This is a genomic window from Akkermansia sp. N21169 (assembly GCF_029854675.1).
Taxonomy (GTDB): domain Bacteria; phylum Verrucomicrobiota; class Verrucomicrobiia; order Verrucomicrobiales; family Akkermansiaceae; genus Akkermansia.
Genome location: NZ_JARWNC010000038.1, coordinates 82,018 through 97,100 on the forward strand (window position 1 = coordinate 82,018; position 15,083 = coordinate 97,100).

14 protein-coding genes are annotated in these 15,083 nt (G+C 54.4%); 8 read left to right on the forward strand and 6 right to left on the reverse strand.

Annotated elements, in window-relative coordinates:
* Nucleotides 1-470: 470 nt before the first annotated feature.
* Nucleotides 471-692 carry a hypothetical protein gene (locus QET40_RS06895; protein WP_280126442.1) on the forward strand — a complete coding sequence of 74 codons (222 nt, stop codon included), beginning with the start codon at nt 471-473 and terminating at the stop codon, nt 690-692.
* Between the two features lie 200 nt (nt 693-892).
* On the opposite strand, the gene QET40_RS06900 is transcribed toward QET40_RS06895, so the two are convergent.
* The 3 genes from QET40_RS06900 to QET40_RS06910 form a co-directional block, all read right to left on the reverse strand.
* The gene (locus tag QET40_RS06900; RefSeq protein ID WP_280126443.1) at nt 893-1,738 is read right to left on the reverse strand and encodes a CapA family protein; all 846 of its coding nucleotides are present in this window, start codon (nt 1,736-1,738) and stop codon (nt 893-895) included.
* 111 nt (nt 1,739-1,849) lie between these two features.
* Nucleotides 1,850-3,520, reverse strand: a complete 1,671-nt coding sequence (locus QET40_RS06905) for a hypothetical protein (protein ID WP_280126444.1) — start codon at nt 3,518-3,520, stop codon at nt 1,850-1,852.
* 2 nt (nt 3,521-3,522) lie between these two features.
* Nucleotides 3,523-4,914 carry a DUF4424 family protein gene (locus QET40_RS06910; protein WP_280126445.1) on the reverse strand — a complete coding sequence of 464 codons (1,392 nt, stop codon included), beginning with the start codon at nt 4,912-4,914 and terminating at the stop codon, nt 3,523-3,525.
* 147 nt (nt 4,915-5,061) lie between these two features.
* On the opposite strand from QET40_RS06910, the gene QET40_RS06915 reads away from it, so the two are divergent.
* The 3 genes from QET40_RS06915 to QET40_RS06925 all read left to right on the forward strand — a co-directional run bounded on the left by QET40_RS06915 (nt 5,062) and on the right by QET40_RS06925 (nt 8,622).
* Entirely contained in the window at nt 5,062-6,018 is a 957-nt protein-coding gene (locus QET40_RS06915) for a hypothetical protein (protein ID WP_280126446.1), read from the forward strand.
* A gap of 134 nt (nt 6,019-6,152) precedes the next feature.
* On the forward strand, nt 6,153-7,919 hold the full coding sequence (gene ispG / locus QET40_RS06920) for a (E)-4-hydroxy-3-methylbut-2-enyl-diphosphate synthase (protein ID WP_280126447.1): 1,767 nt from the start codon (nt 6,153-6,155) through the stop codon (nt 7,917-7,919).
* Nucleotides 7,920-7,947: 28 nt separating this feature from the next.
* Entirely contained in the window at nt 7,948-8,622 is a 675-nt protein-coding gene (locus QET40_RS06925; RefSeq protein WP_280126448.1) for an SDR family oxidoreductase, read from the forward strand.
* Nucleotides 8,623-8,648: 26 nt separating this feature from the next.
* Here QET40_RS06925 and QET40_RS06930 read toward each other — a convergent pair whose 3' ends face one another.
* Both QET40_RS06930 and pheA read right to left on the reverse strand, forming a co-directional pair.
* Nucleotides 8,649-10,118 carry an alpha-L-fucosidase gene (locus QET40_RS06930; protein WP_280126449.1) on the reverse strand — a complete coding sequence of 490 codons (1,470 nt, stop codon included), beginning with the start codon at nt 10,116-10,118 and terminating at the stop codon, nt 8,649-8,651.
* A gap of 32 nt (nt 10,119-10,150) precedes the next feature.
* The gene (pheA, locus tag QET40_RS06935) at nt 10,151-11,401 is read right to left on the reverse strand and encodes a prephenate dehydratase (RefSeq protein WP_280126450.1); all 1,251 of its coding nucleotides are present in this window, start codon (nt 11,399-11,401) and stop codon (nt 10,151-10,153) included.
* Between the two features lie 103 nt (nt 11,402-11,504).
* Here pheA and QET40_RS06940 point away from each other — a divergent pair, with 103 nt between their 5' ends.
* Nucleotides 11,505-12,551, forward strand: a complete 1,047-nt coding sequence (locus QET40_RS06940; protein ID WP_102729267.1) for a glycosyltransferase — start codon at nt 11,505-11,507, stop codon at nt 12,549-12,551.
* A 46-nt stretch (nt 12,552-12,597) separates the two neighbouring features.
* Here QET40_RS06940 and QET40_RS06945 read toward each other — a convergent pair whose 3' ends face one another.
* Complete coding sequence (locus tag QET40_RS06945) at nt 12,598-13,236, reverse strand: hypothetical protein (RefSeq protein ID WP_280126451.1); 639 nt, start codon at nt 13,234-13,236, stop codon at nt 12,598-12,600.
* On the opposite strand from QET40_RS06945, the gene QET40_RS06950 reads away from it, so the two are divergent.
* Genes QET40_RS06950 through QET40_RS06960 form a run of 3 tightly spaced genes read left to right on the forward strand, consistent with a single transcriptional unit; the run spans nt 13,219 to nt 15,082 of the window.
* Nucleotides 13,219-13,521, forward strand: a complete 303-nt coding sequence (locus QET40_RS06950) for a hypothetical protein (RefSeq protein ID WP_280125985.1) — start codon at nt 13,219-13,221, stop codon at nt 13,519-13,521. The genes QET40_RS06945 and QET40_RS06950 overlap by 18 nt on opposite strands.
* Before the next feature lie 51 nt (nt 13,522-13,572).
* Nucleotides 13,573-14,400 carry a DUF2971 domain-containing protein gene (locus QET40_RS06955; RefSeq protein WP_280126452.1) on the forward strand — a complete coding sequence of 276 codons (828 nt, stop codon included), beginning with the start codon at nt 13,573-13,575 and terminating at the stop codon, nt 14,398-14,400.
* Nucleotides 14,401-14,437: 37 nt separating this feature from the next.
* Nucleotides 14,438-15,082 (forward strand): hypothetical protein, encoded by a 645-nt coding sequence (locus QET40_RS06960; RefSeq protein WP_280126453.1) that lies wholly within the window; start codon nt 14,438-14,440, stop codon nt 15,080-15,082.
* The last annotated feature ends 1 nt before the right edge of the window (nt 15,083 follow it).

Sequence of the window (15,083 nt, forward strand, 5' to 3'; positions counted from 1 at the left end):
TCGATGCACAGACAAGACTTAGGCGTCGCCTCAACCCTTGATCGCAGGTTCGAATTCTACCGGGTATAAAGCTCATAAATAACTTAACCATAACGGATTAATATTTTTTCTTTTCTCTTTTCCGAGGCAATGTCAAAATGAGCCGGGCGGCATGGAGAGATGTACTATGTCATGTTTGACATGTATATTTATTAAGGACTTCAGACTTACCAAGGCTACGTGCTTCCAGAAGGTTTTTTCATTTCCTACGTAATAGATACACGTAGTCAGGGAAAGGGGAAATTTCTCATCCGATGGGTTATTGGTGCTTTGACGGATCAAGCTGGGAATGTTATCTTGTGTAACCTCTCTACTAGAAGAGGATGGTGAAATTCGGGAATCACACCGAATGAACTAGATTTTCGTGAAAAGGTGTAACCAACCGAACATGAGTTACGTCTAGATAGCGAATCCCAACACAATCAAACACCATGAACGATAATAAAGAAGAAATTAAGATGGAAGAACTCGACGAAATCGTCGGAGGTTCTATGACCGCGACATTGACTTCTTGGACGAACGAGGCTGGAATCCCTTGCATTAAGATTGAAGTAACAGGAGGTTCCAGTGTTGGTCACTTGACGATCAAAGCTTCCGACCTTGATAAATACAAGGAACGCCATTCCGACTGGACATTCAAAATGAACCAGTAGCGTTGCTGCTGAATCCAACCATCTATATCAGGAGGTAATGGAGAAATCCATTCCTCCTTTTTTGTTTGGTAGCTACGGGTTGGCAGGAACATTAATTACATGTCAAGATGTTCACTATCTGCATACTGCACTGGTGAGTCCGATGTTTTCAATTGAGCTTGTTTGAAAGATAATTCGGCAGGCAATCAATTGTTCACATGCTATTTTCTAGAATCTACGGACTCCTTGTCTATTTTGCAACTGTGTTTCTTTCTCTGCTCAGTTGAAGGTAGATTTTTCAGGTTTTTGATTCCTAATTCTCTCCTGATGTTGGTATTGCCCGTGGAGATGAATCCCCAGCCGCGTTTATTGAAGGCCGGAGTGGGGCCGGAATTGGGCATTCTGGCATTGCCGAGGGATGGAAAGACGAGTGTTGTTCCTAAAGTTTCCGGGGAAAGGAGAATGTGAGGATGACTTCCGGCGATGATGTCGAAACCGGCGGCAGCAAGCCGGCGGGTGCATTCCGTTTGAGCTGGGGTGTATTTGTCTGTGTTTTCTCTTCCCCAGTGGATCATGATGATATTCATATCCGTCCGGTTTTTCCATGAGAGGACGGATTCGAGCAAGGCTGCCTGATCTTGCGGAAGTCTTGCCAGATGGATAGTCGGAGAAACAGGTGGATTCAGAGCTTCGTCGTGAGCTGCTCCCCAGACGGCAATCGTGCGTTCCCCGATGCGAACGATGGCGGGCGAAAGGGCTTCTTTGACGGTGGTGCCTGCTCCGACTGTTTGAATGCCCGCATTGTTTAGGTAGCGGATATTTTGGAGAAGACTCTGTGGGCCTCCGTCTTCCGAATGATTGTTGGCGAGTGAGGCGACACGGACTCCGGCTTGTTTGAGCAGGGCAACCTGGCGTTCTGGAGTGGAGAGAAAGGTGTATTTCCTTCCCTGTGGAACATCCTCCCGAGAACATGCGATACTTCCTTCGACATTAGCCATTACCAGGTTGTAATCTTGCAGGGAGTGGCACAGTCTGTCCCAGAGGGTATCTTCTCCGATTGCTACCACGTCACCGAGAAGGGCGATGCTAACTCCGGGTTCAGTATCTCCCAGCGTCCAGACCGAGTGGGAAAAACGTTTGTAGCGCTTCCGGAAGTCGGCCAGTGTCAGAATTTCCGGTTACCCGGAGAGATGATGGATGACGAGATCTTCCTGTCCCAGGGAACCGAGCGGTGGTTTGTCTTGCCACAAGGCGGCGGAGTGGTTGACGGCATCCACAACAAGACCTGTAGATTGTTCTTCCGGGGTGAAGGGGATTCTGGTGTCTTCAGTCTGCAAATTGCCGAGGAGGCGCATGTACCGGGTGAGTTCCCGGGGACTGCTCCAGGGGATACGGTGGCCGTTTCTTCTCCAGGCGTAACAGATCATGTTGGCACAGTCATTGCCTAGCCCGGTGCCTGCAATCCATTGTCCCATGTACGGAATACTGCCGACCCCATACATGTAGGGCGTGCCGAATTGCTCGGATAGGGCGGAGTGGAACCCCTCTCCCTCGGTGATGGCGATTGTAGCGGGCAGGCTTTCCCAAACCTGGCTTCCGGCCAGTATGGCGACCTTCCACCACGAGCGCCCCAGCGTGATGCCGCGCCTCCAAGTGTCGTTGTCCAGGAAAGGATCCTCGGTTTCCGCGACGAATTGTTCTTTCCAGAGGATACAGTTTCCGGCATGTCCGGTGAAACTGGCCCCCTTGCTGTCTTCCGGCTTGAGATTGGCTATGGAGGCAACTGGGGTGAGACGGTACCAGCGGTAACGCCGGGGGATGACAGGAAGATCGTAGATGTCTCCGGCTTCCAGATGGTGGCGTTGCCCGGCATCCATGCGCCATGTCCCGTCCAGCGAGGCTTGTATATCCGTGAGGCCGACTTTCGGCACTGTCTTTTTGTGGGATTCGAGGATGTTTTCCCACGTTACATCCGGCCGGGCGGAGGAGAAGCGGCTGCGGTGTGCGGTCAACAATGCCCACAGGGAATCTGGTGCCTGTTTCCAATCCAGCTGCGGGATGGATTTTCCCTGCTTTTTGAAACTGGTTGCCATACGCGAAGTATCCTTTTCCGGCAATGGACACCCGTTGAGCAGAACATGTGCCGGATGGGTCTGAAGTGAAAGCCGGATAGCTTTTTCCCAAAGCCGCCAAGCGGTTGCATCATCCTTGTGCCATGGGCGGGAAAGACAGATGCTGATGGCACACAGGTTGTATAGTCCGGTGACCTGTTTCCAGCATTCTTCCAAGGCTTCTTCCGGGTGGAAAGCGTTGGCGAAAGCATCCAGATCGATGCTTGCCAGCCACGGCAGACCTTGGTCATTGGGCAATTCTTCCCAGCGAGAGATGGTTTTCCATCGCTTGCTTAATGAGCCGAATTCCCGAGGATCGATTTCGAGACGACCGTCCAGATAGGCGACGGCGTCCTGTGTCAATTCGTCAGGGGTCTGGTTCTGCAGTAATTCCTTTGCCGGCATCCAGTAAACGGAGGCAACTGGACGCGGCATCAGAGGTTCCAGCCAGTTGTAGCATTGGATACGTCCTTCTTTTCTCCATTGGTCGAGACGCCGTGCCCGTTGCCTGAGATTGTTTATGCTTAGGACACCGTCGCGGATGGCATCGGAATTGGTCGCAGCATTGGAATCCGGATGGGCATCAACGAGCAGAAGCCTGTAATCCCGTGTACGGTCTGTTGTTTCCGTAAAGAAGGTGAAACTGCCAGTATGGCTTTGTTCCAGATAAATTACCGGCACAGCGGCATATGAACCCCATATCCATGCTACTGCGAGTAAGGAAAAGAGACGGCGCATGGTCAACGGCAGGGGGGAAGATGGGGCTTTTGTGAGAGTTTGCGATAGAGTTTCAGATTCGAAATGCCAGTCTGCTTTAGGCCTTTTGGGTTGTGATAGACGGATTTGATGACAAGTTTGAGGGAGGAGATTTTGAATGGACAATCATTCAGGGAAATCCAGCGATCTATTGGTTCCTCGCTGGATTCAAACCTGACGGGGCGTTGCCAGGTCCCACCATTGACAATGACTTGCATGGTTTCGATGTTGTCGTAATTGCGATTTTGTTCGGCTGGTTTTCCATTGCCCTGATTGTTTGGACCAAGGACTCCGGGATAGAGAGAGATGGCTCCGATACGGGCGGGTTCCGGAAGGGTGATCGTGAGAGATTCTTCTCGTTCCGGAGTCATAGGTTCACTGATCCATGTTCGAGAGTTGTCTGGTTTGTAGAGGAAATTGAAGGCCTTGTTCAATTTCACAGCTTTGTTTGCCATGGAAGAGACGGTGATTTTGGATGAACCAATGTCCATGCCTTTGTACCATTTGCCCAAGCGGTTGAAGACGTAAGCGCTGTTGGTCGTTTGTTCCCAGTCGTTACTGACACCATCCCCTTGGTAGTGAGATCCCATCTCGGGAAGAACCTGGATGATAATGTCGTCCTTCAAACCGGGCTTGAGGTTGTCGAATTGCCAGATCCAACTGTGACCGGAACGTTTGAAGCGATTGACGGGGGATTTGAAGACGACTTCGTCGGTATCGACTGAGCGAGCTCTGATGGTGATACTGCCCCGTTTGATTGGCCCGTTCCAGACGGCGGCTGTGGAGAGGCGATACACCATATTCCGAGGAACGACGGTTATATTTTCGCTGACGCTGTAATCACTCTCCTTGATGTGCTTCATTTTGGTTTCTATGACCAATTCCGCTTGTTCATGTGCTTGCAGTTCCATGGTGGAAACAATCCAGCCATACATGGATAGATTGGCTGTTTTATCTTCTTCAAGGGGGACGGATTGTAGTTGCAATTCGTTTGGCAGCTCTTTTCCGTTCAGGCTGGCTTTGTAAGCTAGGACAGGATTGTCCGAGGGGCGTTTCGATGAGTCGGAGATGGAAGAAATATATTGTACGTCCGGATTTGCTTGGGTTTCAACTGGGAAGCCGAAACGGACGGTGACGGGGGCATTCGTTGTGTTCCTGAGCTTGTATTTGACATGAATATCGGCGTAAGTGTTCCACAATTCGATGACAAGGTCTTCCTCTTCCATGGCAACCTGGCTGACTCCTTCGAGCTCGAAGGGCTGGACATTGCCTCCCCCTCCTCCTTCCGGACTGTTGTAGCCTCCCCCATTGCCCAAGGCACAGGGAACAAGCGAAAGCCCCGCCAACAGGAGGCCGAGGAAAAGTTTCTCCAACATATTAATCTACGGATTAATGTGAAATTGAGGAAAGAAGCAAGACAAAATGAAGATGATTTTGAGAATGGAAGCTCAGGACTGCGTTCCTTTGAGATTGAAATGGGAGAATAATTGTAATATGTTTTCTCCAGCATTAATTTACAGATCATGTCGCTGCGTTCCATTCTCCTGACTTCCTGTTCCGTGTTGCTGTGTGCATCCGCTTTTGCGGCTATCCCCGGTAATGCTCAGAAGGCCCCTGTGCCGGAACCGGTTCCTTTCAAGCCTCGGGCGATCGATCTGGACTTTTGTCCCGGTGGCATTGCTCTGGATGGCGACACTCTCTACATTGCCGTCGTGGGGCAGGAACCGAAAACCGGAGAGAAGGATGAGGACGGTGGCGTGGCAAAACTCAATCTTGCCGATGAAAATGCCAAACCGGAGATGATTACCGAAAAGGGGTTGTACAACAGTCCTACGGGAATTTGCGTTCAGGGTGACTACCTCTGCCTCAGTGATGTGGACAATGTGTATATCATCAATAAGAAGAATGCGGATCTTGATGGCGGGATCAGCGTTTCCATGGATTTGCCGATGAAGCAACTCGACGGCATTACGTCGTTGGGCGATGGACGCGTGATTGTGGCAAGCCGTGACCTGAATAAGATTTACATTGGCGATATTCGTTCCAAAACTTTCGCGGAAATTGTGACGAAGGAACCGCTCCATGCTCCCAGCGGCGTTTTCTGGGACAAGGAGAACAAGATTCTCTACGTGGTGGAAGATGCCACGGAAACCGTCAACAAAAAGGAGAAACCGTCTGGCCGCATTTTGGCCGTCGATATTACTTACGGGACCGTGACGGAGATGGAAGGCATGGCAGGCAAGAAACTTCGTGGAGAATACGGAGCGGTCGCCAGTGATGGCAAGATGCTGTATTTCAGTGATAATTCCAAGGAAGGGTTCCCGGAATCCCTCCAGCGTTTGGATCTGAAGATCAGGCGTACAACGAATGTGGCTCCTCTGGCGATGAAGGGGATTTCCCATTTCCTCATCCATGGCAATCAGTTGATTGTACCGGCGATGAAGGACAAAAAAATCTACATTTTCTACATCAAGAAATAGGAAGCTTCTCTCGTTTCCTCTTGCTCTTTCCCTCTTCTCTGGGAAGGGAAAGGTGGCGTTTTTTCTTCATGACAGGCGGGAAGTGTTGCGTTTGGCATTTGCAAATGTCTGGCCCGGAATGTATCATCACGGGCATGCAACAGTCGTATTGTTCCAGCCTGTACAGGTACCAACGCCGGACTACACGCGAGGTGATGGTCGGAAATGTCGGAATCGGAGGAGGGAATCCCATTCGCATCCAGTCCATGCTGACGTCCGACACACGGGATACGGAGGCATGCGTGCGCGAAGCCTTGCAATTGGCTGATGCCGGATGTGAAATTATCCGTCTGACAGCCCAGACTAAAGTATTTGCCGCTAATCTGGAACATATCTCCCGCGAACTGAGAAGGGCCGGATGCTCGGCTCCTTTGGTGGCGGATATTCATTTCAAACCGGATGCTGCGATGGAAGCGGCTAAGTGGGTGGAGAAGATCAGGATCAATCCGGGTAATTTTATCGATAAAAAGAAGTTTGAAGTTCGCGACTACACGGACGATGAGTATGAAGCCGAGCTGGATCGTGTCCGGAAGGAGTTTACTCCGCTCGTTCAGTTCTGCAAGGAACACGGTCGTGCCATGCGTATCGGTTCCAACCATGGTTCGTTGTCCGACCGTATCCTGAACCGTTATGGCGATACTCCGGAGGGGATGGTGGAAAGCGCCTTGGAATTCGCGCGTATTGCTCGTGACCTGGACTATCATCAGTTGGTTTTTTCAATGAAATCCTCGAACGTAAAGGTGATGATAGCGGCTTATCGTTTGCTCGTCCGACGCCTGTACGAGATGGGGGACGATTGGAATTATCCGATCCACCTGGGCGTGACGGAGGCCGGTGGCGGCGAAGACGGACGGATTAAGAGTGCGGTGGGCATCGGTTCTCTGCTTCAGGACGGCATTGGGGATACCTTGCGTGTTTCCCTGACGGAGGACGCTGTGTGCGAAGTCCCTGTCGCTTTTGCTCTTGCAGCCCCGTTCCAGCCCTCCGTGAAGGCGGATTCTCCCGAACTGCCTGTCGCAGAACCTCCCGCTCCGTTCGATCCTTATGCCTACGAACGCCGCATGGCCGGGCTGGCGATGTGTTATGGTGTCCGTCTCGGGTGGGACAATCCCGTCCGGGTGGCTCTGCCCCATGAGGCCTTTGACGTGCTTTCGCGCGAACGCGATGCCTTGGGTGAGTTTATCCCGGAACTGGATCTCGACAGGCTGGAACCCGTTGCTGTCGATCCTCTGGATGATGAAGCTGTCGAACAATTGACGGAACTGCCAGAACCTACCGTGGTGACTGTGAAGGACGGTTGCCCAATGGATGTTGCCGATGCCTTCCGACTGCTGGCGGCACGGATTGAAGGGCGTCATCCGATCTTGCTGAAGGATACTCTTTCCCCGGATTCTTCACCGGGCGGAGAGTTGGCCTTGTTGCAGGCCGCCCGTGCTATCGGGAGTTTGTTGAGCGACGGCATTGGGGACGCGGTGCTTGTCCAGGGAGAAAAGGATCCCCATGCGGCTTTGTTCCTTTCCTACAATATTCTTCAGGCAAGCGGTTCCCGTCTGACGAAAGCTGACTATGTGTCCTGTCCATCCTGCGGGAGAACCTTGTACAACATTCAGGAAGCTACGGCGCGCATCAAGGCTGCAACCGGACATCTGAAGGGGGTGAAAATCGCTGTGATGGGGTGCATTGTCAATGGCCCGGGCGAGATGGCCGATGCCGACTTCGGCTATGTGGGCGGTGCCCCCGGCAAGATCAATTTGTATGTGAAGAAGGAGCCGATCCGATTTAACATTCCTCAGGAGGAAGCCGTGGACTGCCTGGTCGATTTGATCCGGGAACATGGACGCTGGGTGGATCCCGCTTCCTGAGGAGGATTTCTCTATGGGAAACACGGACATGGTTGCACCGGAACAGGATGATGCTCCTTCCTTGTTGATTAGCGGGGGAAATGGAGGGCTGGCCCGGTGTGTGCGGCAGTTTTTTGGGGATCGCGGCTGGCGTGTTGTGGCGCCTTCCCGTATGGAACTGGATGTGCGTGATTGTGTGGGAGTAGAGGAGTTTGTGGCTTCGCATGGTTCCTTCGATTGCGTGATCTGCAATGCGGGAATAACGGGAGACCAGTTGCTGATGCGCCAGTCGGAGACCCGCTGGGATGAAATCATGGACGTGAATTTGCGTGGTGCTGCCTGGTGTGCCGCAAGTGCCGCCCGCGGCATGAAACGTGTGCGGAAACCGGGCAGTATTGTCCTTGTCGGATCTTATGCTGCTTTGCACCCGGGCGCCGGACAGGCTCTTTATGCTGCTTCCAAGGCTGCTTTGGTGGGCCTCATGAAATCTCTTGCCCGCGAATGGGGTGGGGACGGTATCCGCGTCAATCTGGTGCTTCCCGGTTTTATGGAGACTCCGATGACAGAGAGATTACCGGATCATGTGTTTGAGAGAGCCCGGAAAAAACATGTGCTGGGCGCTTTCAACACTCCGTCCCATGCGGCGGAGTTTCTGTATTTCCTGCACGCATCCATGCCGTTGACCTCGGGACAGGTCTTTTCCCTGGATAGCCGGATTTTGTAAAACTCCTGCCAAGTGTGCTGCATGGGTTATTTGGATAGCCTGAGCACGGGGACTGTTTTGCCTTTCAGGGCTTCCGGAGTCAGGATAATGCCTTCCGGCGTAATATCCGGAGCAGGGGAGCCGTCCAGGAATTCGGCTTTGGAAAATCCCTTGGGCATGGGGATGACGAGGGCTTCCTTGCGTTCCTGGGAGGAGGGCTGCATGATGAACAGATAGGTGTTTTTGCCTTTGGTCGTGGCGGCAACTCCTTCGGGGAGGCCTGGAATGGAAACCGGACGCGTTTCATAGACGGCTTCACCATGAATCCTCAACCAGGATCCGACTCCTTTCATGGCCAGGGAAATGGCCATGGGGATAGTGCCGTCCGCCTGAGGGTTGACATTCAACAGGAGATTACCCCCTTTGACAGTACATTCGGCTAGCTTTAGAACGAGTTCGTCTTTGCTCTTGATATTGGTATCATGGCGGTTGTATCCCCATTTGTCGCCGATAGTCATGCACGCTTCCCAGTCGATTCCGGCATAGCCCTCCGTAGGGATACTCTTTTCTGGAGTTGTGAAATCTCCGCAGCGCAGGTCAAGCCCGTCGAGTTTGGTTAGTCCGAGGCCGGTGAACGAGTAGAGGCGGTTGTTCATGATGATGCCGGGTTGGAGCTTGCGGGCCATCTTGATGAGTTCTGGAGCGTTCCATCCCGTTTTTCCCTGCATGTCTCCCTGAGAGTAGTCCCACCAGATGACATCGACTTTGCCGTAATTGGAGAGGAGCTCTTTGACTTGGGCCTGGAGGTATTTCTTGTAAGCCTCCTGATCCCGGGGAATTTGTTTGGATTCCAGCATGGCGGCCTGCTGCTTGGGATAGCACAGGTCGGGACAGATTGTGTAGTCGTAGGAAGGGTGGTGCCAGTCGATGACGGAATGGTAAAGGCCGATACGGATGTTTTTGGCACGGAAGGCATCGGCATATTCTTTGACGAGGTCTCGTCCGCTCTTGTGGTCGAAGGCATCGAAGTCGGAGACGTCACTCTTGAAGAGGGCGAAGCCGTCGTGGTGTTTGGTCGTCATGACGGCATAGCGGCAGCCGGCCGCTTCGGCGAGTTCGGCCCATTCTTGGGCGAAATTCTCTTTGGGTTGGAAAAGAGGCAGAGCTTCCGCTGCGTAGGTGTCGGTGTCCAGTTCTGCGTTCTTCTGGATCCATTCCGATCCCATGGGCTTGCCCTTCCAGTCTCCGGCCAGTCCGGAGTAAAGTCCCCAGTGGATGAACATGCCGAACTTGGCATCGCGCCACCATTTCATGCGGGCATTGCGTTCTTCTTCGGATTCCGTATAGGCGGCGTGCTGGTCGTCGGATTTCCGAGGATCCGGGGCTGCTTGTTGTACGGCTGGTACGGGAGTTGCTTTGTCTTTTTGGACTGGCGTATCGTCAGCAATGCCCGGCAGCATCGCACAGAACAAGAGTGCCAGGAGAGCGGGGACGGATGGATGCGGGCGGCATTTCATGGGAAAGGGGGAGGGAGATGATGGAAGGCGGTTTATATGGTATCCACGTTGGGATAGCTGCCGATGGTTTTGAGGATGGAACAGTTCTGTTCCACTTCTTTCAGCGCGCTCAGAAGGGGCTCTTCCCGGGAATGACCGACAATATCGACATGGAAGACGTATTCCCAGTTGACGACCTTGGATGGGCGGGATTCGATGCGCGTCAGATCGATGTTGTAGCGGCGGAAAATGTCGAGAACCTTGACGAGCGTCCCCGGCTTGTGATTGATCTGGAAGAGAATGGATGTCCGGTCATTACCGGTGGGCTGGGTCTCCTGCTTGCCGATGATGGCGAAGCGCGTCGTGTTATTGCAGTTGTCCTGAATATCCTCCGCCAGCAGTTCGAGTCCGAAAAGTTCCGCACAAAGAGGGCTGGCAAGGGCTGCTGCTCCGTCCCCGGCATGTTCCTTGGCAATTTGGGCAGCCTTGGTGGACGAAGTGGTGGCGACAATGTCGGCTTCCGGGTAGTGGCGGTGCAGCCAGTTGCGTGTTTGCCCGAGGATCTGGGGGTGGGAATAGATGGTGGTGATCCTGTCTTTCGGCGCTGAGGAAATGAGACCGTTGCGGATGCGTAGGTGAATTTGCGAACAGATTTTGAGTGGAGATTGGACGAAAAGATCCATGACGGCTGTGACGGCACCCTCTGTGGAGTTTTCCACCGGGACGACTCCGTAATTGGCCTTGCCTCGGCTGACTGCGTCAAATATATCGGCAAAGTTCGGTTCCGGTATCAGTTCTACGCTATGACCGAATTGTTTGAGAGCCGCCTGGTGGGACCATGTACCGGGAGGCCCCAGATAGGCGACGCGGATATTGCCTTCAAGCAGGAGGCCGCAGGAGATGATTTCCCTGTAGATGGAATAAAGCGCTTCCTTGGGGAGGACGCCGTTGTTGAGTTTCTCCAGTTTCTGCATGAGCAACGCTTCTCTTTCCGGTACGGAAATCGGGGCGTTGCGGGCCTTTTTGTATTCGCCGACCTGGCGTACGAATTCGTATCTGTTTTTCAGCAGGTTGACAATTTGGGCATCAATGCCGTCGATGCTGTTGCGTAACTCGGAGAGATCCATGGAAAACTGACTGATGATGTGTGAAATTGGCAGATTGACGTCTGAGGCTGGCTCCCCGGGAGGAACTGCCGCAGAGTATAAAAAGAGCCTGTGGGTAATCAAGAGGAATCGGGCTTTGCCGGGACATGATGGCACTGATTCGTGCTCTTCCTTGGAAACGGGAAGGAAAACCTCCATGAATCGTGAAATTGGCAAGGGCTAAATTTTGAGATGAATGGGAAAATGTAGAGGATTCTTGGCGGCGCGTGGAGGATGTGGTAAGGTGAGAGCCTAATCAACCATGAGCAGGGCGTTAAAAAGGATTTTCGTGCATGGGTTCCCGTCGCTTTACGGCGGGGCGGGGACGGAGCTGCACCACCAGATGATCGTGTGGCGGAAGATGGGAATGGATGTCCACCTCATCCCGACCGGGGACGGTTTCTACCCGGAAAGTCTCTATGTGGAACTGCTGCGGCTGGGGGTGGTCATCCACGCGGCGGACGACTGGACGGCTCTGGAGCCGGGCGACCCGGTGATGGGGTTCTGCAACAGCGAGTTTCTGGACGCCATCCCGGAGATCCGGAAACATACGAAGCGCACCGTCTTTGTGAACTGCATGACATGGCTCTTCGACAAGGAGAAGGAATTGATGAAGGAAGGGCTGATTGCCATGTTCCTCTACCAGAACGAGGAGGTGAGGCAGAAGAACATGCCCCTCCTGCAAGGGCTGAACGCGGACCCGTCCGTCCGGTTCATGACGTTTAAGCCGTACTTCCACAGCGACGCCTTCCCCTTTATTACGGAGAGGACGGACGAGTACTTCGGGTGCGGGCGGATTTCCCGCCAGGACGCGGACAAGTTCGCCCGGAACACGCTGCAAATCTATGAATACTTCGTTTCCCCGGTACCCAAGCGCGGCCTCTTCCTGGGGTTCGACCACCGGAGCGAGGAGAAGATCGGCAAGCCCTACGACTGGATCAGGACGGCGCGGGACCAGACGGAAGTTTCCCAGCAGGAATTTTACAAGCACTGCAAGATCGTGCTGCAACCCACGGACACGACGGAGAACTGGCCGCGCGTGGGCTTTGAGGCGATGGCCTCCGGCAGCGTGCTGATTGTCGATAACCGGGGCGGGTGGCGGCAGATGGTGGAACACGGCAGGACCGGCTGGCTCTGCGACCATGAGAGGGACTTTATCTACTACGCCTCCCGGATGGCATACGAGCCGCACTGGCGCGACGACATGGCGGAGGCGGCGCGGGAACGCGGCCTGGAACTCGGCGGGCTGGAAGCGTCGTCCGCCAGTTGGGAGGAAGTGTTCGACGCAATGGCGAAGCTGCCCGAATAGGGACAGGAGGGCAGCGAGTCCCTACATCCGAAACCTTGGGTTCCCCTCAATCACACGAAACGAGCTTATGAACGAGAAGAAGAAAGTTTCCATCCTGGTGGGCATCTGTTCCGGCCAGGGGCTGGAGGAACGGCGCAACGCCGTGCGGGACTCCTGGCTCCGGCACCCGCAGGAGGGCGTGGAGTGCCTGTTCTTCATCGGCGGCGAAGCGGCGGAAGAGGAACGGGGCGATACCGTAGGGCTGGACGCCCCGGACACGTACAACGGGCTTCCGGCCAAGGTGCTGGCCTTCTTCCGCTACGGACTTGAGCACTACGACTTCGACTGGATTTTCAAGTGCGACGACGACACGTACCTGGACCTGTCCCGGCTGCCTGAACTGGCGGACTCCCGGTACGGCCTGATCGGGGATGCCCTGCTGGGCGAGCGGAAAGCCCCCAGTGGCGGGGCGGGCTACTTCCTCTCCCGCGCGGTGGTGGAGGAGATTGCCGCCAGGCCGGACGTGCCGCTCACGGGGGCGGAAGACCTCATCTTCGGGAAGCTGGCCCTTGAAACGGGGGCGGAGTACCTGGTGACGCCGAGGCTCTTCCTCTCCAACGTGCGCTACCCGCTGCCGGACAACGACACGGTGACGGCGCACTGGTGCATCCCCTCCGTGCTGCGCGCCATGGACGTGCTGCGTCACGGTACGCCCGCCGCCGTGTACAGGGGCATCCACCCCCACTGGGACGACTCCTTCCTCTTTTACCGGGAGGGGGTGTTCCGGAGGGCATCCTCCCCGGACTTCGGATGGTGGAAACTCGGCGGGGAGACCCGGGACACGCTGACATTGGCCTGGAAGCGGTGGGACCCGATGGAACTGGAATGGAAGGGGGAAAACTTCCAAGGCCCCTCCGTGACCCTGGCGAGGCTGGATGGTTCCCGCTCGCTCTGGGAACTGCCGCCTCCGGACGAAGGAGCGCTGGAATGAGAAGGCAATTCCGGGCGTGACAGCACTTCCAAAAAAAGATAAAAAGGCGGGATGGAAAAGAGTTCTGACGGTACGGAGCCCAAGGAGATCATGGAGATCAAGGCCTATATCTACATGACGTATGAGAACATGCTCAAGGTATTGGCCGGAGGAGCCCTGAAGGTGCGCACCATCGACGAGTGCAATGATCCCTACGAGCAGATGCCCGCCGGACCGGAAGGGGAAAAATGGTCGAAAGAGTATGAGATGGCGTTTATCTGCTTTTCCTCCCTTTACAATTCCGTAGCGATGTGGGGGCATTACGGAGACAAGCACAAGGGCGTATGCCTGGAGTTTACCTTTCCCCTGCGCCAGCCAGCTCTTTACCCGCTAGACGTTGAAGACGAGCCCCCCTATTATATTCTGGATATTGAACTGAAAGAAGACTCGCTTCTTTCGTTTAGCTGGAGAAAGCGGGATAAAACCCATCTCCATTATTGTGTGCTGTTTAACATGAAATATAAGAAAGAGCGCCCAGCATTTGATTATGGCATGGTCGGAACCAGCATGATGGGTGACCGCCTGATGTGTAATCTAGATGAATGTCTCTTAACAAAAGATAAATCTTGGCACTATGAGGAAGAACTGCGGATACTCATCCCCTTGCCGGAGAAGAATATTAGGAAGGAGGAGGACTATTTCGTAGATTGCTTCCACAAGTATTTGACGGGGATTATCCTGGGAATCAAATGCCAGAAGGACGCGGAAAGCGTTAAGAAAATTGTCGAACTTTTCCGGAAGGACGGGGACGGACCTATCCAGGTGTACCAGGCCCAGTATTCCGAAAAGGCATTTGATGTTCGCGTCCCCGGGATCGACAAGGCCCCGGGAACCCCCTAGAGCCGGGGATTGAGACAACAGCAAAAGAGCGGATGCCATGTACAAGATACTCGTCGTAAGTTTGCCCGGTTCCCCGAAGAGGGAGGCCATAAGCGCCCGGCTCCTGGAACAGGGGCTGGCCTGGGAGTGGGTGGACGGTGTGCGCCTGGAAGCCGTGGAAGAAGCCGCTCCAGAGGAGTACAGCGACCTGGAGGCCTACCGCATTCCGCGACTGAAGACGGACCCGGACTACATCCGCCGCGCGGTGGGCTGCAAGCGGGCCATGCGGAATGCGCTGGCGTGGGCCGCGTGCTGCGAGGAGGAATGGGTGGTCATCCTCCAGGACGACGCGCGGGTGATGCCGGAGTTTGACGTGAAGCTGCGGGATCTCCTCGGCAAGGCGCCAGCCACCGCTGGAGCCGTGATGCTGCATTACGAGGGGAGCGCCGTCCTTGATTGCGGGGAATGGAAGGAAGTCACTGGAGATTTGCGCAGCATGGCCGCCTTTGCCGTGCGCCCGTCGTACGCTGAGGCGATGGAAGATTTCCTCTCCTCCTGGGGAGGCGAGGACGACCGCATCTGGGCTCCCCTTGTCCGGCGAGGCGACCTGATCCTGGCCGCCAAGCCGATGCTCGTCCGGACCAACCACAAGGGAAGCGACATAACCAGCGGCATTCCGGAATTGACCGGATATTGGAAATAGG